Origin of the sequence: Olsenella phocaeensis, from assembly GCF_048189965.1 — a bacterium.
In the GTDB taxonomy this organism is placed as follows: Bacteria; Actinomycetota; Coriobacteriia; order Coriobacteriales; family Atopobiaceae; genus Olsenella_I; species Olsenella_I phocaeensis.
Genome location: NZ_DBEZHV010000006.1, coordinates 168,521 through 190,611, shown reverse-complemented (window position 1 = coordinate 190,611; position 22,091 = coordinate 168,521). Strand labels below are relative to the sequence as shown.

At 67.6% G+C, this 22,091-nt stretch carries 19 protein-coding genes; 14 read left to right on the top strand and 5 right to left on the bottom strand.

Going from position 1 to position 22,091, the window contains the following annotated elements; translation table 11 throughout:
- The first annotated feature begins 200 nt into the window (after positions 1 to 200).
- The 11 genes from rpsB to ACMPH2_RS02935 all read left to right on the top strand — a co-directional run bounded on the left by rpsB (position 201) and on the right by ACMPH2_RS02935 (position 11,679).
- A complete protein-coding gene (rpsB, locus tag ACMPH2_RS02985) occupies positions 201 to 962 on the top strand; it encodes a 30S ribosomal protein S2 (protein WP_009279194.1) in 762 nt (253 codons plus the stop codon).
- Positions 963 to 1,007: 45 nt separating this feature from the next.
- Positions 1,008 to 1,880, top strand: coding sequence for a translation elongation factor Ts (gene tsf / locus ACMPH2_RS02980; RefSeq protein ID WP_009279195.1), 873 nt, complete (start codon positions 1,008 to 1,010; stop codon positions 1,878 to 1,880).
- Positions 1,881 to 2,077: 197 nt separating this feature from the next.
- Positions 2,078 to 2,797 carry a UMP kinase gene (gene pyrH, locus ACMPH2_RS02975; protein WP_072499578.1) on the top strand — a complete coding sequence of 240 codons (720 nt, stop codon included), beginning with the start codon at positions 2,078 to 2,080 and terminating at the stop codon, positions 2,795 to 2,797.
- 11 nt (positions 2,798 to 2,808) lie between these two features.
- A complete protein-coding gene (gene frr / locus ACMPH2_RS02970) occupies positions 2,809 to 3,354 on the top strand; it encodes a ribosome recycling factor (protein ID WP_062531165.1) in 546 nt (181 codons plus the stop codon).
- Position 3,355: 1 nt separating this feature from the next.
- Positions 3,356 to 4,141 carry an isoprenyl transferase gene (locus tag ACMPH2_RS02965; protein ID WP_417118585.1) on the top strand — a complete coding sequence of 262 codons (786 nt, stop codon included), beginning with the start codon at positions 3,356 to 3,358 and terminating at the stop codon, positions 4,139 to 4,141.
- A complete protein-coding gene (locus ACMPH2_RS02960) occupies positions 4,138 to 5,109 on the top strand; it encodes a phosphatidate cytidylyltransferase (protein WP_417118584.1) in 972 nt (323 codons plus the stop codon). The genes ACMPH2_RS02965 and ACMPH2_RS02960 overlap by 4 nt, the downstream gene beginning before the upstream one ends.
- Positions 5,106 to 6,302: a 1-deoxy-D-xylulose-5-phosphate reductoisomerase gene (gene dxr, locus ACMPH2_RS02955; RefSeq protein WP_417118583.1), complete on the top strand. Its 1,197-nt coding sequence runs from the start codon at positions 5,106 to 5,108 to the stop codon at positions 6,300 to 6,302. Before ACMPH2_RS02960 ends, dxr begins: the two co-directional genes overlap by 4 nt.
- Positions 6,299 to 7,675: a site-2 protease family protein gene (locus ACMPH2_RS02950; RefSeq protein ID WP_417118582.1), complete on the top strand. Its 1,377-nt coding sequence runs from the start codon at positions 6,299 to 6,301 to the stop codon at positions 7,673 to 7,675. Before dxr ends, ACMPH2_RS02950 begins: the two co-directional genes overlap by 4 nt.
- A 10-nt stretch (positions 7,676 to 7,685) precedes the next feature.
- Positions 7,686 to 8,819: a flavodoxin-dependent (E)-4-hydroxy-3-methylbut-2-enyl-diphosphate synthase gene (gene ispG, locus ACMPH2_RS02945; protein WP_417118581.1), complete on the top strand. Its 1,134-nt coding sequence runs from the start codon at positions 7,686 to 7,688 to the stop codon at positions 8,817 to 8,819.
- Between the two features lie 87 nt (positions 8,820 to 8,906).
- Entirely contained in the window at positions 8,907 to 10,625 is a 1,719-nt protein-coding gene (locus ACMPH2_RS02940; RefSeq protein ID WP_417118580.1) for a proline--tRNA ligase, read from the top strand.
- 28 nt (positions 10,626 to 10,653) lie between these two features.
- Positions 10,654 to 11,679 (top strand): alpha-hydroxy-acid oxidizing protein, encoded by a 1,026-nt coding sequence (locus tag ACMPH2_RS02935; RefSeq protein WP_417118579.1) that lies wholly within the window; start codon positions 10,654 to 10,656, stop codon positions 11,677 to 11,679.
- 137 nt (positions 11,680 to 11,816) lie between these two features.
- On the opposite strand, the gene ACMPH2_RS02930 is transcribed toward ACMPH2_RS02935, so the two are convergent.
- The 5 genes from ACMPH2_RS02930 to ACMPH2_RS02910 all read right to left on the bottom strand — a co-directional run bounded on the left by ACMPH2_RS02930 (position 11,817) and on the right by ACMPH2_RS02910 (position 16,668).
- The gene (locus ACMPH2_RS02930) at positions 11,817 to 12,602 is read right to left on the bottom strand and encodes a ZIP family metal transporter (RefSeq protein WP_417118578.1); all 786 of its coding nucleotides are present in this window, start codon (positions 12,600 to 12,602) and stop codon (positions 11,817 to 11,819) included.
- Between the two features lie 111 nt (positions 12,603 to 12,713).
- Entirely contained in the window at positions 12,714 to 13,121 is a 408-nt protein-coding gene (locus tag ACMPH2_RS02925) for a hypothetical protein (protein ID WP_062531149.1), read from the bottom strand.
- A 213-nt stretch (positions 13,122 to 13,334) separates the two neighbouring features.
- Positions 13,335 to 13,961, bottom strand: coding sequence for a hypothetical protein (locus tag ACMPH2_RS02920; RefSeq protein WP_417118577.1), 627 nt, complete (start codon positions 13,959 to 13,961; stop codon positions 13,335 to 13,337).
- A gap of 37 nt (positions 13,962 to 13,998) precedes the next feature.
- On the bottom strand, positions 13,999 to 15,558 hold the full coding sequence (locus ACMPH2_RS02915; RefSeq protein WP_417118576.1) for an N-acetylmuramoyl-L-alanine amidase: 1,560 nt from the start codon (positions 15,556 to 15,558) through the stop codon (positions 13,999 to 14,001).
- A 48-nt stretch (positions 15,559 to 15,606) separates the two neighbouring features.
- On the bottom strand, positions 15,607 to 16,668 hold the full coding sequence (locus ACMPH2_RS02910; RefSeq protein ID WP_417118575.1) for a glucosaminidase domain-containing protein: 1,062 nt from the start codon (positions 16,666 to 16,668) through the stop codon (positions 15,607 to 15,609).
- A gap of 512 nt (positions 16,669 to 17,180) precedes the next feature.
- Here ACMPH2_RS02910 and ACMPH2_RS02905 point away from each other — a divergent pair.
- From ACMPH2_RS02905 to ACMPH2_RS02895, 3 genes are all read left to right on the top strand, one after another.
- Positions 17,181 to 19,700 (top strand): ribonucleoside-diphosphate reductase subunit alpha, encoded by a 2,520-nt coding sequence (locus tag ACMPH2_RS02905; protein ID WP_417118574.1) that lies wholly within the window; start codon positions 17,181 to 17,183, stop codon positions 19,698 to 19,700.
- A gap of 104 nt (positions 19,701 to 19,804) precedes the next feature.
- Positions 19,805 to 20,863, top strand: a complete 1,059-nt coding sequence (locus tag ACMPH2_RS02900) for a ribonucleotide-diphosphate reductase subunit beta (RefSeq protein ID WP_062531142.1) — start codon at positions 19,805 to 19,807, stop codon at positions 20,861 to 20,863.
- Positions 20,864 to 20,866: 3 nt separating this feature from the next.
- Positions 20,867 to 21,676, top strand: a complete 810-nt coding sequence (locus tag ACMPH2_RS02895; protein WP_417118573.1) for a nucleoside/nucleotide kinase family protein — start codon at positions 20,867 to 20,869, stop codon at positions 21,674 to 21,676.
- The last annotated feature ends 415 nt before the right edge of the window (positions 21,677 to 22,091 follow it).

Sequence of the window (22,091 nt, the reverse complement as noted above, 5' to 3'; positions counted from 1 at the left end):
GGCATCGTGTGTGCGAGCGCGCATTCCTGCTGGCATCCTCATGCCAGAGCTGGTACTATGACTTGCTGTCGTGTGCTCGCACGACATCCATATCACACGCGTGACGACTCGCAGGCCACGGTGCCCGGGACAACAGCCAAGTCCAGGGTGGCCCCAGCGGGGATGACCTCACGCGGAGGCCAAACCAATGGAGGTTAGACATGGCTGTCAAGATCAACATCCGCACCCTGCTCGAGGCCGGCTGCCACTACGGTCACCAGACGCGCCGCTGGAACCCCAAGATGAAGCCCTACATCTTCGGCGAGCGCAACGGCATCTACATCCTCGACCTCAAGCAGACCGTCATGGACGCCGACAAGGCGTACACCTTCCTCAAGGACACCGCCGCAAAGGGCGGCCGCGTCCTCTTCGTCGGCACCAAGAAGCAGGCCCAGGAGCCCATCGCGGCCCAGGCTGAGCGCTGCGGCATGCCCTTCATCAACCAGCGCTGGCTCGGCGGCATGCTCACCAACTTCGTGACCATGCGCTCCCGCATCGACCGCATGGAGGAGCTCGAGGCCATGGTGGAGGACGGCCGCATGGCCGCCCGCGGCAAGAAGGAGCAGGCCGTCCTGACCAAGGAGCTCGAGAAGCTCCAGCGCAACCTGGGTGGCGTCCGTGACATGAAGGCCCTGCCCCAGGCGCTCTTCGTGGTCGACACCAAGCGCGAGGAGATCGCGATCCGCGAGGCCAACCGCCTGCACATCCCCGTGGTCGGCCTGCTCGACACCAACTCCGACCCCGACGTGATCGACTATGGCATCCCCGCCAACGACGACGCCATCCGCTCCGTCAACCTCATGTGCGAGCTCGTGGCCGACGCCGTCCTGGCCGGCTCCGGCAAGGAGCAGATCTCGGTCGAGGAGATGGCCTCCGGCGAGACCACCCCTGCCGTCGAGGTCGAGGCCCCCGCGGCCGAGTAGCACTTCCCTTTCCGCAGACTCACATCCCCAAAGGAGGGGCACAACATGGCACAGATCACCGCCGCTATGGTCAAGCAGCTGCGCGAGATGACCGACTCCCCCATGATGGAGTGCAAGAAGGCCCTCGTCGAGGCCGATGGCGATATCGAGAAGGCCGTCGACGTCCTGCGCAAGATGGGCGTCGCCAAGGCCGTCAAGCGCGCCGGCCGCGACACCAACGAGGGCACCGTCGCCACCTACATCTCTGAGGACGGCAAGCTCGGCGCCATCCTCGAGCTCACCTGCGAGACCGACTTCGTGGGCACCAACCCCAAGTTCACCGGCTTCGCCGCCGACCTCGCCAAGGTCGTCGCAGAGAACGACCCCGCCGACGTCGAGGCGCTCAAGGCCTGCAAGATGGGTGACGCCACCGTCGCCGACGAGCTGACCGAGATGATCCACGTCATCGGCGAGAACATGAAGGTGGCCCGCTTCAAGCGTGTCTCCGTCGAGTCCGGCGCCCTTGCCAGCTACATCCACCTGGGAGGCAAGCTGGGCGACATCGTCTCCTTCGGCTTCGCCAACGACGCCACCGCCACTGCCGACGAGTTCAAGAGCTTCGCCCACGACGTCGCGATGCAGGTCGCTGCCTCCGCTCCCGTCGCCGCGCGCCGCGAGGACGTCCCTGCAGACGTCGTCGAGCACGAGAAGGCCATCTACATGGCCCAGGCGGCCGAGTCCGGCAAGCCCGAGTTCATCCAGGAGAAGATGGCCGTCGGCAAGCTCGAGAAGTTCTACAAGGAGTGCGTCCTCACCGAGCAGGAGTTCATCAAGGACTCCTCCACGACCATCGCCGAGCTCGCCAAGGGCGTCAGCAAGGCCGTGAGCGACGACGTGCAGATCCTGGGCTTCGAGCGCTTCGCCTTCGGCGAGGAGTAGGCCGGGAGACCTCCTGCCAGGACAGACGCGAACCTTGGGACCCGTGCCTCGGCGCGGGTCCCTTTTCTCATAAAGGTTCCCGCCGTTTCGCCGTCCCCGGCAGCCTGCGCCGCAGGTAGGGTCTTCCCCTCTGTTAGAATCAGTGGGGTCAGACGTCCGTCGGGCCCTAGCGATTGCCTGTCTCTGGAGGTCACATCTTGGATAACTACAAGTACAAGCGCGTGCTTCTCAAGCTCTCGGGCGAGGCGCTCATGGGCTCCAAGGACTTCGGCATCGACCCCGAGGTCCCACGGCTCATCGCCAAGGCGATCAAGCCGGCCTATGACGCCGGCGTCCAGATCGCCATCGTCGTCGGTGGCGGCAACATCTTCCGCGGGCTCTCGGGTGCGGCGGCGGGCATGGACCGAGCCCAGGGCGACAACATGGGCATGCTCGCCACCGTCATCAACTCCCTCGCGCTCCAGGACACCTTCGAGCACAGCGGCATGATGTGCCGCGTCATGAGCGCCATCGAGATGCACCAGGTCTCCGAGACCTACATCCGCCGCCGTGCGATCCGCCACCTCGAGAAGGGGCGCATCACCATCTTCGCCGCCGGCACCGGCAACCCCTACTTCACCACCGACACCGCCGCGGCGCTGCGCGCCTGCGAGATCGGCGCCGAGGTCCTCATGAAGGCGACCAAGGTGGACGGCATCTACGACAGCGATCCCGTCAAGAACCCCGACGCGAAGCGCTTCGAGAGCATCAGCTACATGGAGGTCCTCAACCGCGGCCTGCAGGTCATGGACGCCACGGCAACCGCCCTCTGTCATGACAACCACATGCCTATCATGGTCTTCGACCTGCTGGGAGACGACGTGTTCGACCGCGCGCTCCGCGGCGAGAGCGTCGGTACGACCGTAGTAGACGAATAGGAGAGCCACACATGAGCGAGTACACCGACTTTGCCAGGAAGAACATGGACAAGTGCCTCGACGTCCTGAGGGGCAACTTCGCCAAGGTGCGCACCGGACGCGCGAACGCGCACGTCCTCGACGGTATCAAGGTCGACTACTACGGCCAGGCGACCCCCATCACGCAGCTCGCCGGCGTCAAGGTCCCCGAGGCCTCCATGCTCGTGGTCGAGCCCTGGGACAAGACCGCCCTCAAGTCCATCGAGAAGGCCATCGAGGCCTCCGACCTCGGCATCACCCCCTCCAACGACGGCATCTCCATCCGCCTGCCCTTCCCCAAGCCCACCGAGGAGCGCCGCCGCGAGCTCGTGAAGGACTGCAACAAGTACGCGGAGGAGGCAAAGATCGCCATCCGCAACGTGCGTCGCGACGCAAACACCCGCGCGGAGAGGGACGAGGAGCTCTCGGAGGACGACGTCGCGCGCGAGAAGAAGTCCATCCAGAAGGTGACTGACGGCTTCGTGGAGAAGGTCGAGGAGATGCTCAAGTCCAAGACCGCCGAGGTCATGGAGATCTAGCTTGAACATAGACCAGCAGAAGCTCGAGGAATACTACGCGGAGTCCCCGGAGGATGTCTCGCTGAGGGACGTCGACCTCTCGAGGGTGCCGCGCCACGTCTCAATCATCATGGACGGCAACGGCCGCTGGGCCCAGGCGCGCGGCCTCAGCCGCCCCGAGGGGCACGTGGCCGGCGTCGACTCCCTGCGCGAGGCCGTCACCACGAGCGTGAGGCTCGGCGTCGACGTGCTCTCGTGCTATGCCTTCTCCACGGAGAACTGGAAGAGGCCGCAGAGCGAGGTCGACCTCCTCATGCACCTCTTCGCGACGACGCTCGTCAGGGAGCTGCCGCTCTTCCACCAAGAGAACGTGCGCCTGCGCTTCTTCGGCGACCTCTCCCCCCTGCCCAAGGAGACCTTCGACGTCTTCCAACAGGGCCTCGATGAGACTGCGGACCACACGGGCATGACCTTCGCCCTGGCCGTCAACTACGGCTCGCGCGCCGAGATCGCCCGCGCCGCGCGAGAGGTCGCCCAGGAGGTGGAGCGGGGGAGCCTGCGCGCCGACGACGTGGACGAGGGGCTTCTCGCCTCGAGGCTCTACACCGAGGGCCTGCCCGACCCCGACCTCCTGATCAGGACCTCCGGCGAGCTCAGGCTCTCAAACTACCTGCTCTGGCAGCTCGCCTACACCGAGTTCTACGTGACCGACCTCTACTGGCCCGACTTCGACCGCTGGGAGTACCTCCGTGCCGTCAGGGCCTTCCAGTCGCGCAAGCGTCGCTTCGGGGGTGTGGAGGCCAAGTGAGCGGGGAAGAGGAACGGCGTCCCTCCTCGGATTCCCCCCAGGAGACGGCGCCTGGCACGACCGGCATAGAGCGGGCGATCAGCTGGCTCGAGCGCAAGCGTCGCTCGAAGGAGGACGCGCGCGTCGCCGGCGAGCTGAGGGGGCAGCTGGCCAGGGGGTGGACCGAGAAGGCCCTGACCCGCACCACCACCGGTGCCATCTACTTCGTCGTGATCGTGGCCGTCCTCTTCTGGGGGCGCGTCCCCACGACGGCGCTGGTCGCCTCGATGGCCTGGCTCTGCTGCTCGGAGTTCTTCCGCATGGCGCGCATGGGCGGGCGCATGCCCAACGAGGTCTTTGGCCTCACGGCGTCCGTGCTCTTCCCGCCCGCGGCGCTCCTGCTCGGCACCGAGGGGCTCTTCCTGGTCCTGGTCCTGCTCCTCGTCGCCTGCGCCTTCTGGTACGTCGCGACGCCGCGCGCCAACATATCCGACGTGGCTCTCACAGCCTTCGGGCCGGTCTATACCTCGCTCACGTTCTCCTGCGTCGTGCTCATCCGCAGCACGGACCCCGGCTCCTCGGGGGGCCTCCTCACCTTCGGCGTCATGGGCTCCGTCTGGCTCAACGACGCCATGGCGTACTTCGTGGGGACGCGCTTTGGCAGGCACAAGCTAGCGCCGAGGATCTCCCCGCACAAGAGCTTCGAGGGCTTCTGGGGCGGCCTCGCCTCGAGCGTCCTCGTCTGGTGCCTCCTCGCTCTGCTCGGCGTGAGGGGCGTGACCTACCCCTTCGCCCTTGCCGGCGGCCTCCTGGTCGGCACCATCGCCGTAGTGGGAGACCTCTTCGAGTCGCGCATCAAGCGAGGCGTGGGCGTCAAGGACTCGGGCGACTTCATGCCCGGGCACGGCGGCCTCCTCGACCGCTCTGACTCCATGCTCTTCGGCTGCGTGACGGCCTACCTCGTCCTTCGTATGGGAGGAATCCTGTGAACATATTCGAGGACACGGCCCCGAGCTCCCCTCGGCGCTGGCCTCTGCGCGTCGCCGTCATGGGCGCCTCGGGATCCATCGGGACCCAGACCCTCGACGTGTGCCGCAAGCATCCCGACAAGCTGCGCGTGACCGCGCTCTCAGTCCACTCGTCCTGCGACCTGGCCGTCCGCGCCGCCCGCGAGTTCGGTGTCTCGCACGTGTACGTGAGCGACGAGGGCCACGCCCATGACGCGTCGCTCGAGGGCCTGCCCCGGGGCTGCGAGCTCCGCGTGGGCGGCCGCTCCCTCGAGGAGGTCGCCTGGCTCGACGACGTGGACGTGGTGGTGAACGCCCTCGTGGGCTTCGCCGGCATCCGCCTGGGGCACGAGTCGCTCAGGGCGCACAAGATCCTGACCTACGCGAACAAGGAGTCCCTCGTCGTGGGGGGCGACCTCCTCATGCCGCTCGCCCAGCCCGGCCGTCTCCTTCCCATAGACTCCGAGCACAGCGCCATCTACCAGTGCCTCGTGGGGGAGCACAGGTGCGACGTCCACAAGGTCTGGCTCACCTGCTCGGGCGGCCCCTTCTTCGGCATGGGCCGCGACGAGCTGGCCAAGGTCATGGCGGCGGACGCCCTCAGGCACCCCACCTGGTCCATGGGGCCCAAGATCACCATCGACTCGGCCACTCTGATGAACAAGGGCCTCGAGGTCCTGGAGGCCCACCACCTCTTCGACGTCGACGTGGACGACGTCAACGTCCTGGTCCACCGCCAGAGCACGATCCATTCCATGGTCGAGTTCTCGGATGGCGTCGTGAAGGCCCAGCTCGGCCCCTCCGACATGCGCATTCCCATACAGTACGCCCTCAGCTACCCCGAGCGCTGGGAGACGCCCTCGGACCGCGTGGAGTACCGCGACCTTCCCGACCTCAGCTTCTCCCGTCCCGACGAGGGGGCCTTCGGCTGCCTGGGCCTCGCCCGTCGCGCGGGACGCGCGGGAGGCACGCTCCCCTGCGTCATGAACGCGGCCAACGAGGTCGCCAACCTCGCCTTCCGCAGGGACGAGTGCGGCTTCCTCGACATCGAGCGCGTGGTCCGCGAGGTCATGGACGCTGGCAGCGTCCAGCCCGTCCAGAGCGTCGAGCAGCTCGAGGAGGTCGACCGCGCGTCCCGCGCGTCCGCGCACCGCGTCCTGGAGGGCTTGCGATGAGCGCCGTCGTCGGGATCCTCTCGTCCGCGTTTTGGGGCGTCCTCGTGCTCTCGCTCCTCGTGTTCGTCCACGAGGGGGGGCACTTCTTCGCCGCGCGCGCCTGCGGCATGCGCGTGACGGAGTTCTTCCTCGGCATGCCCAGCCGCTGGAGGCTCTCGTGGCGTTCGCCTCGCATCGGCTGCGAGTTCGGCGTGACCCCGCTCCTGCTGGGCGGCTACACGAGGATCTGCGGCATGGAGCCCCTGGAAGACGAGCTCCTGGCCCCCTGCCTCTCCCTGGTGCAGCGGCGGGGCAGGGTCAGCGCGAGGGAGGTGGCGGAGGAGCTGGCCATCGAGGAGGACCGCGCCTACGCCCTCCTGGGATCGCTCGCGGACCTCGCCGCCATCGCCCCCCTCTATGACCCGGAGCTGGGCGAGAGGCCCGGCCAGGCGGACTGGCCGCAGAGCTTCCAGACCCAGCGCCGCGACGCCATGCTCCTCACCCAGTTCGACCGCGGGCACGACTTCGAGGCGGTGGGCACGACGGGTGAGGGAGAGGCGCGTCCCGTCGACGACGCGGAGGCCTTCCTCGCAAGCGAGCTCTCCCGCACCTATCACGGCAAGGGGCTTCTCGCCCGCCTGGCCACGCTCGTCGCAGGCCCCCTCGTCAACCTTCTGCTGGCCTTCCTCGTCATCACCGTCGCCCTCTCGCTCGTGGGGGTCGAGGGCGTGGTGGACTCCAACCAGATCGCAGGGGTCACCGCGGGCTCCGCCGCCGAGGCCGTGGGCCTCAGGGGAGGCGACGCGATCGTGGACGTGGCGGGGACTCCCGTGAGCGACTGGAAGTCCCTCTCCGCCGCCTTGGACGCCGCCTTGGGAGTGAAGGAGGACTTCAGCCTGAGCTACCTGCGCGACGGGAGGACCTCCACCGTCAGGGTCGAGGTCGGGGAGGGGCTGGGCAGCCTCGGTGTCCTCGCCCAGACCCAGCGCGTCAGGCTCGGGGTGGGCCAGTCCGCCCTGGCGGCCCTCTCGTACGGGCGCGCGGTCGCCCGCTTCGCGCTCGACCTCATCACGCCCGCCCGGACGATGCAGACCCTGCAGGGCACCTCCTCGGTGGTGGGCATATCGGCCATGGCGTCCCAGGCGGCCTCCTCGGGGGCCTATGACCTCGCCCTCTTCGTGGCCATGATCTCCATGTCGCTGGGCTTCATGAACCTCCTGCCCATCCCGCCGCTCGACGGGGGGAAGGTGCTCGTCGAGCTGGTGCAGGCCGCGCTCGGGCGCGAGCTCTCGTCCCGCGCGCAGACGGTCGTGGGCTACCTGGGCATCGCGGTGTTCCTCGTCATCTTCGTCTTCGCGCTCAAGAACGACATCACCCGCCTCGTCATAGGATAGGTGGCAAGCCATGGAAGAGAGAGTCACGGAAGGGCCGGCCGACACCACGGAAGGACGGGCTGGCGCCAAGCCGCGCGCCGCCCGCGAGCTCACGCGCCGGGTCATGGTGGGAGGGGTCCCCGTGGGAGGGGGTGCCTCCGTCTCGGTGCAGTCGATGTGCACCACGAAGACCTCGGACCCCGCCGCCACGCTGTCACAGATAAGGGGCCTCGCCGCCGAGGGCTGCGAGATCATCCGCGTGGCCATCCCCAACGCCGGCGCGCTCGACGGCTTCGGCGAGGTCTGCGCGATGAGCCCCCTCCCCGTCGTGGCGGACATCCACTTCGACCACAGGCTCGCCATCGAGGCCTGCAGGAGGGGTGCCGCGGCACTGCGCATCAACCCGGGAAACATCGGCTCCTTCGAGCGCGTGGACGCGGTGATCGAAGAGGCGGGTTCGGCGAGCATCCCCATCCGCATCGGCGTCAACGCGGGCTCTCTCGACCGCGAGGTCGACCAGAGGCGCGACCTCAGCCTGCCCCAGAAGCTCGTCGCCTCGGCGGAGGCCTTCGTGCGCCACTTCGAGGAGCGCGGCTTCAGGGACGTGGTCCTCTCCGCCAAGGCGCACTCCGTCCCCACGACGCTCGCCACCTACCGCGAGCTCTCGCGCAGGCTGCCCCACGTGCCGCTCCACGTGGGCGTGACCGAGGCCGGCACGCTCCGGCAGGGCACGGTCAAGAACTGCGCCGGCGTGGGAATCCTGCTCGAGCAGGGCATCGGCGACACGCTCAGGCTCTCGCTCACCGCGGACCCCGTCGAGGAGGTGCGCGTCGCCTGGGACCTGCTCTCGGCCCTTGGCATGCGCAGGCTCCACCCCGAGCTCGTGTCCTGCCCCACCTGCGGCCGCTGCCAGGTGGACCTCATCGGCATGGCCGAGCGGGTCTCGGAGCGGCTCCAGGGGGTCGAGGCCCCCATCTCGGTCGCCGTCATGGGCTGCGTCGTGAACGGCCCCGGCGAGGCGCGCGACGCCGACCTGGGCGTCGCCTGCGGCAGGGGCCAGGGGCTCCTCTTCCAGAACGGCGAGCCCATCCGCAAGGTGCCCGAGGGCCAGATCGTCGACGAGCTCTTCCGAGAGATCGAGGAGCGCTACGGCAGCAAGGCCTAGGGACGTTGCCCCTCGTGGGGCGTATCATGTTCTGGTCGACTCGTCCGGACGCGTCCGGAGCAAGGGCAAGCAAGGAAGGAACGCAGGTTGAGAAGCTACGAGAAGATGTCGAGGCTGTACGCGCCCACCCTGAAGGAGGACCCGGCGGACGCCGAGCTGGCCAGCCATCGCCTACTCCTGCGCGCGGGCATGATACGCAAGGGTGCGGCGGGGCTCTACAGCTACCTCCCCCTGGCATGGAGGTCCCTCCGCAAGATCGAGGCCATCATCCGCGACGAGATGGAGGCCATCGGCGCACAGGAGATGCAGGTGCCCATCCTCACCGACGGCGAGCTCTGGCGCCAGTCCGGCCGCTGGGCCGCCTACGGCCCCGAGCTCATGCGCATCACCGACCGCCACGACCGCGGCTTTGCCCTGGGTCCCACCCACGAGGAGACCTTCACCGACCTCGTCCGCGACGAGCTGCGCTCCTACAAGCAGCTCCCCGTCACCCTGTACCAGATCCAGGACAAGTTCCGCGACGAGCTTCGGCCCCGCTTCGGCCTCATGCGCGGTCGCGAGTTCATCATGAAGGACGCCTACTCCTTCAGCGCGACCCAGGAGTCGCTGCAGGAGTGCTATGACCAGGAGAAGGCCGCCTACGCCAACGTCTGCGAGCGCTGCGGGCTGCGCGCCCTCCCCGTCGTAGCCGACTCCGGCCAGATCGGCGGGGACACCTCCGTCGAGTTCATGGCCCTGGCGGACGCCGGCGAGGCCGAGCTCGTGTACTGCGACGCCTGCGGCTTCGCCGCGGACACCGAGGCGGCCACGGCGCAGGTCCGCGTCCTCGAGGGTCCGGGGGACGGCGGGCTCCAGAAGGTCGCCACGCCCATCGAGGGCAACATCTCGGCCCTCGCGGCCTTCCTCGGCGTCGAGGAGGCGGCCTGCCGCAAGTCCGTCGCCCTCCAGGCGGAGGACGGGAGCCTGGTCCTGGCCGTCCTCCCCGGAGACCACGAGCTCAACGAGGTCAAGGCCGAGCACGCCTTCGGCCACTACCACATGATGGAGCCGGGGGACCTCGCCCGTGCGGGCCTGGTGGTGGGCTTCATGGGCCCCGTCGGCGTGGCCGAGGGCGTCCGCGTGGTGGCCGACGTCGCCCTGCACGACTCCACAAGCTGGGTCGTCGGCGCCAACGAGGAGGGCCAGCACCTCCTGGGCGCGCGTCCCGGCCGCGACTTCGAAGTGGACGAGTGGCTCGACCTCGCGAGCGCCCAGGAGGGCGACGCCTGCCCGCGCTGCGGCGCGGCGCTCAAGTCTGCCCGCGGTATCGAGGTGAGCCAGGTCTTCCAGCTGGGCACCAAGTACTCCGAGGCGATGGGCGCCACCTTCGCGGACGAGGACGGCAGGGAGAGGCCCTTCCTCATGGGCTGCTATGGCATCGGCGTGTCGCGCACCCTGGCTGCCGTCGTCGAGCAGCACCACGACGAGCACGGCATCTGCTGGCCCGTCTCCGTCGCCCCCTACGAGGTCGAGGTCATCCCCCTGGACGTGCACGACGGGCTGGTCTGGCCCGTCGCAGACCGCCTTGCCGGCGAGCTCGTCGCCCGCGGGGTCGAGGTCGTGGTGGACGACCGCAAGGAGCGCCCCGGCGTCAAGTTCAACGACGCCGACCTGATGGGCTTCCCCTTCCAGGTGGTCTGCGGCAAGAAGGCCATCAAGAACGGCAACGTCGAGCTCAAGGTCCGCGAGACGGGCGAGCGCAGCGAGGTTCCCATCGAGGAGCTCGCCTCCGTCCTCGCGGGCATGGTCGAGGGGCGGAGGGCCTAGGGGAGAGCCGGTTCTGGGGGAGAGGGACATGGGCTACAGGGAGCTTGCCGCCGCCGCGCGCGGCCACATGGGACCGGTCTGCAAGGCCTGCCCGACCTGCAACGGCAGGGCCTGCGGAGGCGGCGTGCCGGGCCCCGGCGCCAAGGGTTCGGGAACCGTCGCCATCCGCAACTTCGAGGCGTGGGAGCGCTGGCGGCTCGTGATGGACACCCTCTATGCCAGCGACGGCAGCGACCCCGACCCATCCTGCGACTTCCTGGGCAGGCGCCTCTCGCTCCCCCTCATGGTGGCCCCGTTGGGAGACGTGCACCGCCACTACGGTGACGAGCTGGACGACCTGGACTACAACGGCATGGTCCTGCGTGCCGCCAAGGCCGAGGGGACTGTCGCCTGGACGGGCGACGGCCTCAGGCCCGAGGTGCACGAGCGCGCCTGCGGCCTCATAGCCGGCCTCGGCGGCGCGGGCATCCCCACCATCAAGCCCTGGTCGATGGGCGCGGTCCTCAAGAAACTCGAGCCCGCCCTCGCGGCGCACCCCGCGGCGGTCGCCATGGACGTGGACGGCGCGGGGCTGCCCTTCCTCAGGGGTCAGCAGCCTCCCGCGGGTCCCAAGGACGTGGCCCAGCTCCGCGAGCTCGCGGACGCCTGCCACGGGGCGGGCGTCCCCTTCGTCGCGAAGGGCATCCTGGGCCCGCGCGGGGCGCTCAAGGCGGGCGTCGACGCCATCGTGGTCTCGAACCACGGTGGTCGCGTCCTGGACGGGGTGCCCGCCACGGCGGAGATGCTCCCGTCGGTCGTGGACGTCGTGGGAGGGGAGCTCTGCGTGCTGGTGGACGGCGGCATCAGAAGCGGCGTCGACCTCTTTCGCGCGCTCGCGCTGGGCGCGGACGCGGCGCTGGTCTGCCGCCCCGTGGCCGTCGCCGCCTTTGGAGGAGGGGAGGAGGGCGTGCGCGCGTACCTCGCCCAGCTCAGGGCGGAGCTCGTGGACGCCATGGCGATGTGCGGGGCGCGAGGCGTGGCGGAGGTCACGCGCGACATGCTCCTCGAGGCGTAGGGCCAGGGACCGCGTACCGCCCGCCAAGCCCCGGGCATGCGACTGCCCCCGTAGCCTTAGGGCCACGGGGGCAGTTCTGTGGGATGACGCCCTTCGGTCGAGGTGGGACGTCCCTCTCGCCCGACGATGCCCCTTTCCTAGCCCAGGGCCACGTCCAGGGTCATCATGACGGTGAAGCCGAGGGCGAACATGAGCACGCCCACGTTGGAGTGCTCCCCCTCGCTCATCTCGGGGATGAGCTCCTCCACCACGACGTACATCATGGCTCCCGCGGCGAAGCTCAGGAGGTAGGGGAGGAGGGGCACGACCTGGCGCGCGGCCATGATGGTGAGGACGGCGCCGATGGACTCGACCACGCCCGAGAGGAATCCTCCCAGGAAGGCGCGGCCCTTGCTGGCGCCCTCGGCGCGCAGCGGCAGCGAGATGATGGCGCCCTCGGGGAAGTTCTGGATGGCGATGCCCAGCGAGAGCGCGAGCGCGCCGGCGAGCGTTATGCCGGAGTTGCCGGTGAGCCAGCCCGCGTACACGACGCCGACGGCCATGCCCTCGGGGATGTTGTGGATAGTGACGGCGAGCACCATGAGGGTGGTGCGCTGCAGGCGGGTCCTGATGCCCTCCGGCTCGTCGTCCTTCGCTCCAAGGTGCAGGTGGGGGAGGATGCTGTCGAGCAGCAGCAGGAAGAGGGTCCCCGCCCAGAAGCCCACGAGGGCGGGCATGAAGGCGAAGCTGCCCAGGCTGGCGGAGTCGTCGATGGCGGGGATGATGAGGCTCCAGATGGAGGCCGCCACCATGACGCCGGCGGCGAAGCCGGTGAGCGCCCTCTGCACCTCCCGTCCCATCTGCCTGCGGGCGAAGAAGACCATGGCGGCGCCCAGCGTTGTTCCGGCGAAGGGGATGGCGAGCCCCTGTGCTACCTCTGGCATGTGAGTGCTCCTGACGGATGGCGCGTGCAAGACGAGCGGGGCCCGACGGACCCCGCTACAGGCTACCCCTCTGGAGTGGGCGCTATGCCTCGAATTGCGACTAATCTACTGCTATTTTGCCTTCTTCTTCCTGCTGCCGATGCGCTCGAGCGCCGCGGTGTCGCGGCCGGTGGAATAGAGCACGAGCGCTGCCGTCATGACGAGCATGATGAGCAGCAGGTGCAGGGGGAGGCGCGGCGCCTTCTGGGGCGGGACCACCACGACGAAGGAGCAGAAGAGGCTCACAAGCAGCGAGATGGAGGCCGCGTCGCGCACGCGCTGCCCCACAGCGACGCCGCCCAGCATCGTGAGGCAGTGGATGCCCAGCACGATGGAGCTGGCGGACCCCACCGCAAACGCCCATCGGGCCGCGAGCAGCGGCGTCTGGGTGAGCGAGAGGACGGCCAGGAAGAGACCCATGGCGCCCAGTGCGATGGCGGCGATGGCGACGTACTTGATCTTGTTGAGGTTTGCGCTCATGTGACCTCCGGGGCGGTCGGGAAATACGGACTCGAGCTGCAAGTGTACTAGCCGAGGGGAAGGCTGGGGTCCGAGCTGGGGCCCCAAACGGGCGGACGGTAGCAGGAGGGGCCGCGCAGCCCATTCCTGTTTTGCGCGGCCCCTCGACACGAGCAGGCCTTTCGCGGAATCGTGCGCAGGCCTCCCTTGGTTTGCGCGCGAGCGCTAGGGGGGCTAGTCCCTCTGGGTCTCCTTGTCGTAGGTCGGGAGGTCGGGGTCCATCGCGGCGGCGACGGCCTCGTCGTGGTTGTTCCTCTCCTCGCCGGTCGTGGCGTCGGTGTAGCTCACGTAGGCCACGCCCTCGTCCATGAGGAGCCTCACGTCCTTGGCGTTTGCGAGGTCAACGCCCCTGACGAGGAAGTAGCTGTCGGGACCGACGCCGAGTCTGAGGTCGTAGCTGCCGGCCCTCTGGACCGATTCGTAGGCGAGGGTCTTGGTGTCGCCGTCCGCGAGGTCGACCCCGTCGAAGCTGTTCGTCGCGTCGAAGTCCTGGGCGGCGGCGTCCTTGACGGCGACGGAGCTGATGTCGAAGCCGAGGGAGTTGGTGAGAGACACGAGCGTGTCTCCCTTGCCCATGTCTGCCGTGACGGTGGCTTGGGTGTCCTTGCCCTCGTCGCCGGCAGCCGAGCCGTCTTTTCCGTCCGTCGCTTTGGAGTCCTTGGATTCCGTCTGCTGGGCGTCACTTTCGGCGGGCGTCGCAGGCTGCTGCTGGTCGCAGCCTGCGAGTGTCAGGGGGCTCAGGGCCAACAGTCCCGCCAGGGCGATGCTGGCGGCGCGGGGCGCGAGCACGTTCCTTCTCATCCGTGTCCTCCTTGGGCGTTCGGTTTGGGCTGGTCGATCAGAAGCCGGCCTGCGCGGCCTCGTAAAGGCCCTTGGCGAGGGCGCGTGCGACCTTGTCCCGGTTTGCCATGTACTGGCGCATGTCGTAGGGGTTCGTGACGAAGCAGATCTCGAGCAGGGTCGCGGGAAGGCCGTCGTTGCGACCGCTCACCACGGCCAAGTCTGCGCTCCGTGCGCCCCTGTTGCGCAGGCCCGTGGAGGCGAGCTGCGCGTGCATGATGGACTGGAGTCGGGCGGAACGCGGGTTGGGCACGCTCTCGTGGCGGTAGCTCTCGTAGCCAGAGGCGCCTGAGCCATCGCTGGCGTTGAAGTGGATGGAAATCAGCGAGGTGCAGCCGCGGCTCTTGGCGTCTGCCTGGCGTCCGGAGTAGTCAACGAGTGACGGACCGGCATCCCCATTGTTGTAGACGCGTAGGCCATAGAGTTCGCGGGCGTACTTTGCGACCCTCGCGGTGAGGTCGTGGGTCAGGTCTGCCTCGTCGTATCCGTTGCCCTGTGCGCCTGGGTCCCACTTGGTCGGCCTGTTGCTCTGCCAACCGTGCCCGGCATCCAGATAGATGTAGCTCGTCTCCTTGGGGTCGATGGCGTAGCCGGCCGCCAGTGCGTACCAGCCGATGCCCTCGGCGTGCCAGCCCAGCCTGACCAGGCTGTCGTTCTCTTCCTTGCTGGTCGTGAAGTTGTGAGCGCCCGCCTTGGCGTTGGGGTTGTACTGGCGCAGCAGCGCGACGGTCTCGCCGGAGTCCGAGTACCAGCCTATGCCCTCGTCGTGCCATCCCAGCCTGACGAGGTCGTCGCGCTCTTCGGCGCTGGTGGTGTAGTGGTGGTCGCCCGCGTTGGGGTTGTAGAGGCGATAGACCGGGACGTTTGAGGTCTCTGGCGCGACCCAGCCGACGGATTCGAGCCTCCATCCCAGGGAGCGCAGGTTCGCCACCTCCTCCGCGTTGCTGGTGTAGAAGTGCTCGCCCGAGTTGGGGTTGTAGAGGCGCATCATCTCGATTGACTTGACGGATGCGGTCTTGGCGAGCTTGCGAAGCTGCAGGGGCGCCTCGTCGCGCACGACCTGCGCCTTGCTCGCCACGAGCTCGTCCACGTTCGTGGTCTTGGAGAGCTCCTCGAGCTCGGCCATGGTCGAGCCGCTGCCGTCATCAGCGCCATCGCCGGAGGCGGGCGTCTGCTCGGCGGCTTTGGTGGCGGGCTCCGCTTTGGTCGCCTCCTGCTGGTCGGTCTTCGTCCCGTCGCCTGCGGGCGCGGAGCCTACCTCGGCGTCCGTTGCCTGTGCCTCGTTCTCGTCGGCAGGGGCGGGCGACTTGGCTTCCTCGGGGAGAGGCGCCTCCTGGGCGGGAAGCGCAAGCTCCTGCGGAGCCGCAGCCTCACCCGCGTCCTCCGCATCCAGCATGGGCGCGGACGTCTCCGCCTGCTCGGCCGTGGTCTCCCCAGCTACCACGTTCTGTCCCTCCGTGGGCGTGACGCCCGCCCAGGCGGGCGTCACGCCCATGCCCAGCACGGCCGTGAGTGCCAGGGCGAGGAGGGCCCTTCTTCTCTTCTTGCTCAGTTCCATCTAACCATCCGTTTCGTCGTCGGCGCCGGCAGTCCTGGCGTCGAGCTGCTAAGCCTTGTAGTTGGCGAGCTCGTTCATGAGCGAGGCGATGTCCGTGCCATAGGTCTTGGAAACCGCCCACCTTCCGCCCAGGTCATACACGGTGGGCGCCACGCCGCGGCTCACCAGGCCAAAGCGCGGGTCGACCTGCGCGTTGACGAGGGGTTCTGTCGAGGCATAGGCCTTGAGGTGCTGTACCTGGGCTCTGACGCCAGTTCGAACATCACGGAAACGATTGCCCGGTTTGCCCTTGCCCGTGGCACCTAACCCCGCATAGTTGAACTGATCGGGGCTGACGTCACCGCCATATTGGAGCCAGCCAGTCTCGTGCATGGCTTGACAGAAGACCACTTCGGCACGAATGCCCTCGGTGTTCGCCTCCTCATAGACGATTTGGGTGAAGGTCTCGATGGTGGCTGCTCCACCCTTTGACTCAACCTCTGAGGGGTAGCTAAAGCCGTTCTTCTTGCCCATGGCGCGGTAATACGCAGCCATTCCCGCAGGCGTCGTGGTGCTCACCCCCATGATGGCCCCGTCGACGGCGGGCTTCCCCTCGGCCACGGCGTACCAGGCCACGCCCTCGGCTTTCCAGCCGGCATTGACCAGGTTGTCGTTCTCGGCGCTGCTGGTCGTGAAGTTGTGTGCGCCCGCCTTTGCGTTGGGGTTGTACTGGCGCAGGACGGCGACGGACTTGTTGTCGCTGGAGTACCAGCCCACTCCCTCGTAGTTCCAGCCCTTCTCGACCAGGACGTCCCTCTCCTCGACGCTTGTCGTGTAGTGATGGTCGCCCGCGTTGGGGTTGTAGAGGCGATAGACCGGCGTCGAAGACTTCTGGGGCGCCACCCAGCCGGAGCCCTCGTGGCGCCATCCCAGGCTGACGAGCCCGCTGGCCTCGGAGGTGTCTGCGGTGTAGAAGTGCTCGCCCGAGTTGGGGTTGTAGAGGCGCTGCATGTCGATGGAGGCGCCGGAGTTCTGCGCGAGGGCGGGGGAGGCCGCTGCCATCCCGATTGCGAGCGCGAGGCAGGCGGATGCCGCCGCAAGCGCGACGCTTGTGCCGGGGGCATGCTTCATGGCGATGTCCTTTCGATAGGCTTAGGCTGAACATTCTAGCAGCGGCATGGTCGAATGCCCTTGACCTGCGCTTTTGTGCGTAAGAGCCACACGTATTTTTCAGTTGTGTGGATATGCCGATTGTGTACGACTCCGCATGGCACGGGGCGGGGTCGCACATCGCATATGTCACGCACAAGCTGCTCGTGGTCTGCGCGCCAATTCCCAACGACCTGGTGTTATGCGTCTTTCCCGCGCAAGCCACATGCCATTTGTGCGAGAGGCTGCCGCAACGGGCCGTGCGGGCGCGTACCAACGCGCGACCCGAACTAGCCTCCCACGTCGCGGCGCGTCCGTCCTGGCAGGCCCCTAGCTGGTCTTTGAATTGCTGTTTTCACCAACATATTGTGTGTGGCACAAAATAAGCAACGAGATGTTGCATGCGCTCGCATGTCCTGGGGCCAAGATATGCTATTGTCACTGGGTCAATTAATCGCGCACGCCCCATCTGCGCCGCAACAACGGGAGCAACGATGCAGATAGTCAAGAGAAACGGCTCGACGGAGGAATACGACCCCTCCAAGGTCGGCCGCGCCATCCAAAAGGCCTTCGCCGCCACGTCGGCCCAGCTCGCCGGGGACGAGCTCGAGGCCCTCGTCACCGCGGTCGAAGCCCGCATGGCCGAGGAGGGCGCCACCACGGTCGAGCAGGTCCAGGACCTCGTCGAGGAGGCGCTCATGCGCGAGGGGCACTTCGCGCAGGCCAAGGCCTACATCCTGTACCGCTCCCGCCGCAGCGAGCTTCGCCAGCAGCGCCGGGAGATCGTGCGGCTCGTGGGTGACGAGGGCCTCTCGCCCGTGATCGCCCGCATCCAGCACGACTTCCTGGACGAGGAGTACGCCACGGCGTCGCTCCTCGGCCGCTTCCGCGGCTTTCTCACCGACGAGCTCGATGCCGACGGCCGCCTTGACGCCCTGGTGCGCGCCGCGGTGGAGCTCACCAGCAAGGACGCTCCCAAGTGGAGCTACGTCGCCGCACGCATCCTCGCCTACGGACACCACCGCAGGGTCGCGGCCCTCATGGCGGGTCGCTCCGTGGGCTCCTTCTATGACAAGCTGCGCCTTCTCACCGACCTCGGGCTCTATGGCGAGTACATCCTCGAGGGCTACACCAGGGCGGAGGTCGACCAGGCCCAGGGGCTGATCGACGACTCGCGCGACGACCTCTTCGACTACGCGGGCATGGACCTGGTCCTGCGCCGCTACGTCATCCGCTCCTTCGAGGGTGAGGCGCTGGAGACCCCGCAGGAGATGTTCCTGGGCATCGCCCTCCACCTCGCCCTGCGCGAGGACCCGACGCGCCGCCTCGAGTGGGTCGCCCGCTTCTATGACATGCTGAGCCAGCTCAAGGTGACCATGGCCACGCCCACGCTCTCCAACGCGCGCAGGCCCCAGCACCAGCTCTCGAGCTGCTTCATCGACACGGTGCCAGACTCCCTCGAAGGCATCTACCGCTCGGTCGACAACTTCGCGCAGGTCTCGAAGTACGGTGGCGGCATGGGCATGTACCTGGGCAAAGTGCGCGCGGCGGGCGGCTTGATCCGCGGCTACAAGGGCGCCGCGGGCGGTGTCGTACGCTGGATCCGCGTGATCAACGACACCGCCGTGGCGGTGGACCAGCTGGGCGTGCGCTCGGGCGCCGTCGCGGTCTACCTTGATGCCTGGCACCGCGACCTGCCGGAGTTCCTGCAGTTGCGCACCAACAACGGCGACGAACGCATGAAGGCCCACGACGTCTTCCCCGCGGTCTGCTATCCCGACCTCTTCTGGAGGATGGCCAAGGAGGACATGTCGCAGGAGTGGCACCTCATGGACCCGCATGACGTCCTGACCGTCAAGGGCTATGCCATCGAGGACTACTTCGGCGACGAGTGGGAGAGGCGCTACCTCGACTGCGTGGCGGACCCCCGCATCCCCAAGCGCAGCATGCCCATCCGCGAGGTCGTGCGCCTGATCCTGCGCTCCGCGGTGGAGACGGGCACGCCCTTCGCCTTCATGCGCGACACGGTGAACCGGGCCAACCCCAACCCGCACGCGGGCATGATCTACTGCTCCAACCTCTGCTGCGAGATCGCCCAGAACACCTCCGCCATGGAGTCCGTCTCGCGCGAGGTCGTCACCTCGGACGGTGACACCATGGTGGTGAGCACCACGCGCCCGGGGGACTTCGTGGTCTGCAACCTCGCGTCCCTCTCGCTCGGCCGCATCGACGTGGAGGACGACGCCGAGCTCAGGCAGACCGTGCGCTCCGTGGTGCGCGCGCTCGACAACGTGATCGACCTCAACTTCTACGCGCTGCCCTATGCGAGGATCACCAACCACCGCTACCGCTCCATCGGCTTGGGCGTGAGCGGATACCACCACATGCTGGCCAAGTGCCACGTCAAGTGGGAGAGCGAGGAGCATCTGGAGTTCGTGGACGACGTCTTCGAGCGCATCAACCGCCACGCCATCGAGGCCTCGAGCGACCTCGCCGCGGAGAAGGGCGCCTACGAGCTCTTCGAGGGCTCCGACTGGCAGACCGGCGCCTACTTCGACAAGCGCGGCTACGTCGGAGGCGAGTGGGACGCGCTGCGCGCCCGCGTGGCCGGGCAGGGCATGCGCAACGCCTACCTCCTGGCCGTCGCCCCCACCAGCTCGACCTCGATCCTCTCGGGAACCACGGCGGGCCTCGACCCCATCATGAGGCGCTTCTTCCTCGAGGAGAAGAAGGGCATGATGCTGCCGCGCATCGCCCCCGAGCTCAGCGTGGGCACCTACTGGTACTACAAGCCCGCCCACCTCATCGACCAGAGCTGGTCGGTGCGCGCGGCGGGCGTGAGGCAGCGCCACATCGACCAGGCGCAGTCCATGAACCTCTACATCACCAACGAGTTCACCATGAGGCAGGTGCTCGCCCTCTACGTCGAGGCCTGGGAGCGCGGCGTCAAGACCGTCTACTACGTGCGCTCCAAGTCCCTCGAGGTGGAGGAGTGCGAGAGCTGCTCGTCGTAGTGGGCGCGCCCCGTCAGACTCACGGGTCGCCCGGGGCGTATATTCTTGCCGTGCCGCTTCGCTACGCCAGCATCGCTTCATCACGCCAAACAGAAAGGCAGGCCATGGCCATAGAGAAGTCCAGCGCCCTCGTGCGCAAGGCGCTCTTCAATCCCCAGGGAGACATCGAGGTCCGCGACCGCCGCATGATCGGCGGCAACACCACCAACCTCAACGACTTCAACAACATGCGCTACGGCTGGGTGAGCGACTGGTACCGCCAGGCCATGAACAACTTCTGGGTCCCGGAGGAGATCAACCTGGCCCAGGACGTGAAGGACTACCCGCGCCTCAGCGAGGCAGAGCGCAGCGCCTACGACAAGATACTGAGCTTCCTGGTGTTCCTGGACTCCCTCCAGAGCGCCAACCTCCCCAACGTGAGCGCGTACGTCACGGCAAACGAGGTCAACCTCTGCCTGGGCATCCAGACCTTCCAGGAGTGCGTGCACTCCCAGAGCTACTCCTACATGCTCGACACGATCTGCTCGCCCGAGAAGCGCAACCAGATCCTCTACCAGTGGCGCGACGACGAGCACTTGCTGAGGCGCAACACCTTCATCGGCGACAACTACAACGAGTTCGTCGAGCACCAGGACGCGCGTGCCTTCCTGCACGTGGTCATGGCCAACTACATCCTCGAGGGCGTGTACTTCTACTCGGGCTTCATGTTCTTCTACAACCTGGCCCGCAACGGCAAGATGCCCGGCAGCGCCCAGGAGATCCGCTACATCAACCGCGACGAGAACACCCACCTCTGGCTCTTCCGCAACATCATTGGCGAGCTCCAGAAGGAGGAGCCGCAGCTCTTCGACGAGCGGATTGTCGCGGAGCTGCGCGCCATGCTCGAGGAGGGCGTGCGCCAGGAGGTCGCCTGGGGCCGCTACGTCATCGGCGACCAGATTCCCGGCCTCACGGGCGACATGGTGGAAGGCTACGTGCGCTACCTGGGCAACCTCCGCTGGAACGCCCTGGGCTACGGCTACCTCTTCGAGGATGCGCGCCACGAGCCGGAGGACATGGCCTGGGTCAGGCAGTACTCCAACGCCAACATGGTGAAGACGGACTTCTTCGAGGCCCGCTCCACGGCCTACGCCAAGTCCACGGCCCTGGTCGACGACCTGTAGGGGATGTCGTTGCTCTCGCTAGAGTCACAAGGGGGGAAGGGCGGTCTTCGGGTCGAGCTGCCGTCACAAGGGGGGAAGGGCGGTCCTCGAGTCGAGCTGCCCCTCCTCATAAACGACCAGGAGGTTCTCGCGAGTTATGCGCGCGAGGACGTGGAGGGTCTCTTCCTGCCCTTCCTGCGCGAGCTGACCTCGCTTCGCGACGAGGCGCGGGCAGGCGGCAAGCGGGTCGTGGCCTTCCTGGCAGCGCCTCCCGGCGCGGGCAAGTCCACGCTCGCGAGCTTCCTCCAGGAGCTTTCTTCCGGGCGAGAGGGACTGGCTCCCCTGCAGGCGCTTGGGATGGACGGGTTCCACCGTCCCAACGCCTGGCTGGACGCGCGCCATGTGGGCGACGACCCCGCAGCCCCGACCCTGAGGAGCGTCAAGGGGGCGCCGCAGACCTTCGACGTCGAGGCACTGGCCGCAGCGCTCGCACGCCTACGTGCGGGTGAGGCCCTGCGCTGGCCCAGCTACAGCCGCAGGACCCACGACGTCAGCGCAGACGGACCTTTGGTGGAGAGCGACGTCGTGCTGGTCGAGGGCAACTACCTGCTCCTGGACGAGCCGGGCTGGCGTGGGCTCCGCGCGCTCTGCGACGTCTCCGTCATGCTCGAGGGGGACGCGGAGGTCCTACACCGCCGGCTCGTGGCGCGCAAGGTAGCGGGCGGGTCGACGTCCGAGGAGGCAGAGGCGCACTACCGGCGGAGCGACCGCAGGAACGTCGAGCTGGTGCTCGGGCACAGCCTCCCCGCCGACCACGTCTGGCATCTGGGCTGACCCCTCGCTCGACCCCGGCGCCGCTCTTCTCGACGCGCCCCCCAGCCCCACTCCATCCCTCGGCTCCATGCCGCTCACCGTCATCCCGTCCAACCCCGCCCCCCAGCTCCTGCTTCCGCACCCAGCTCCTGCTCCCAGTTCCGTTCTCTATGCCTTTCTCTGAAATTGCCCTAACAAAAGGCCAGTTGACGCCTCGACGAAGTCAGAGAGTTGCATAGAGAACGGGGGAGAGGCGCGTCAGAGTCAGGAAGTTGCATAGAGAACGGGGAGAAGGGCGGCAATTCTCCCTTGAAACAACTAGTTAGGTATAAATTGCCGCGTTCGGGGGAGAAGGACACCAGTCGACAAGAGAAGAACACCGGTCGACAAGAGAAGGACACCAGCCAACGGAATCCGGCCAGTCCGAAGGGAGCGT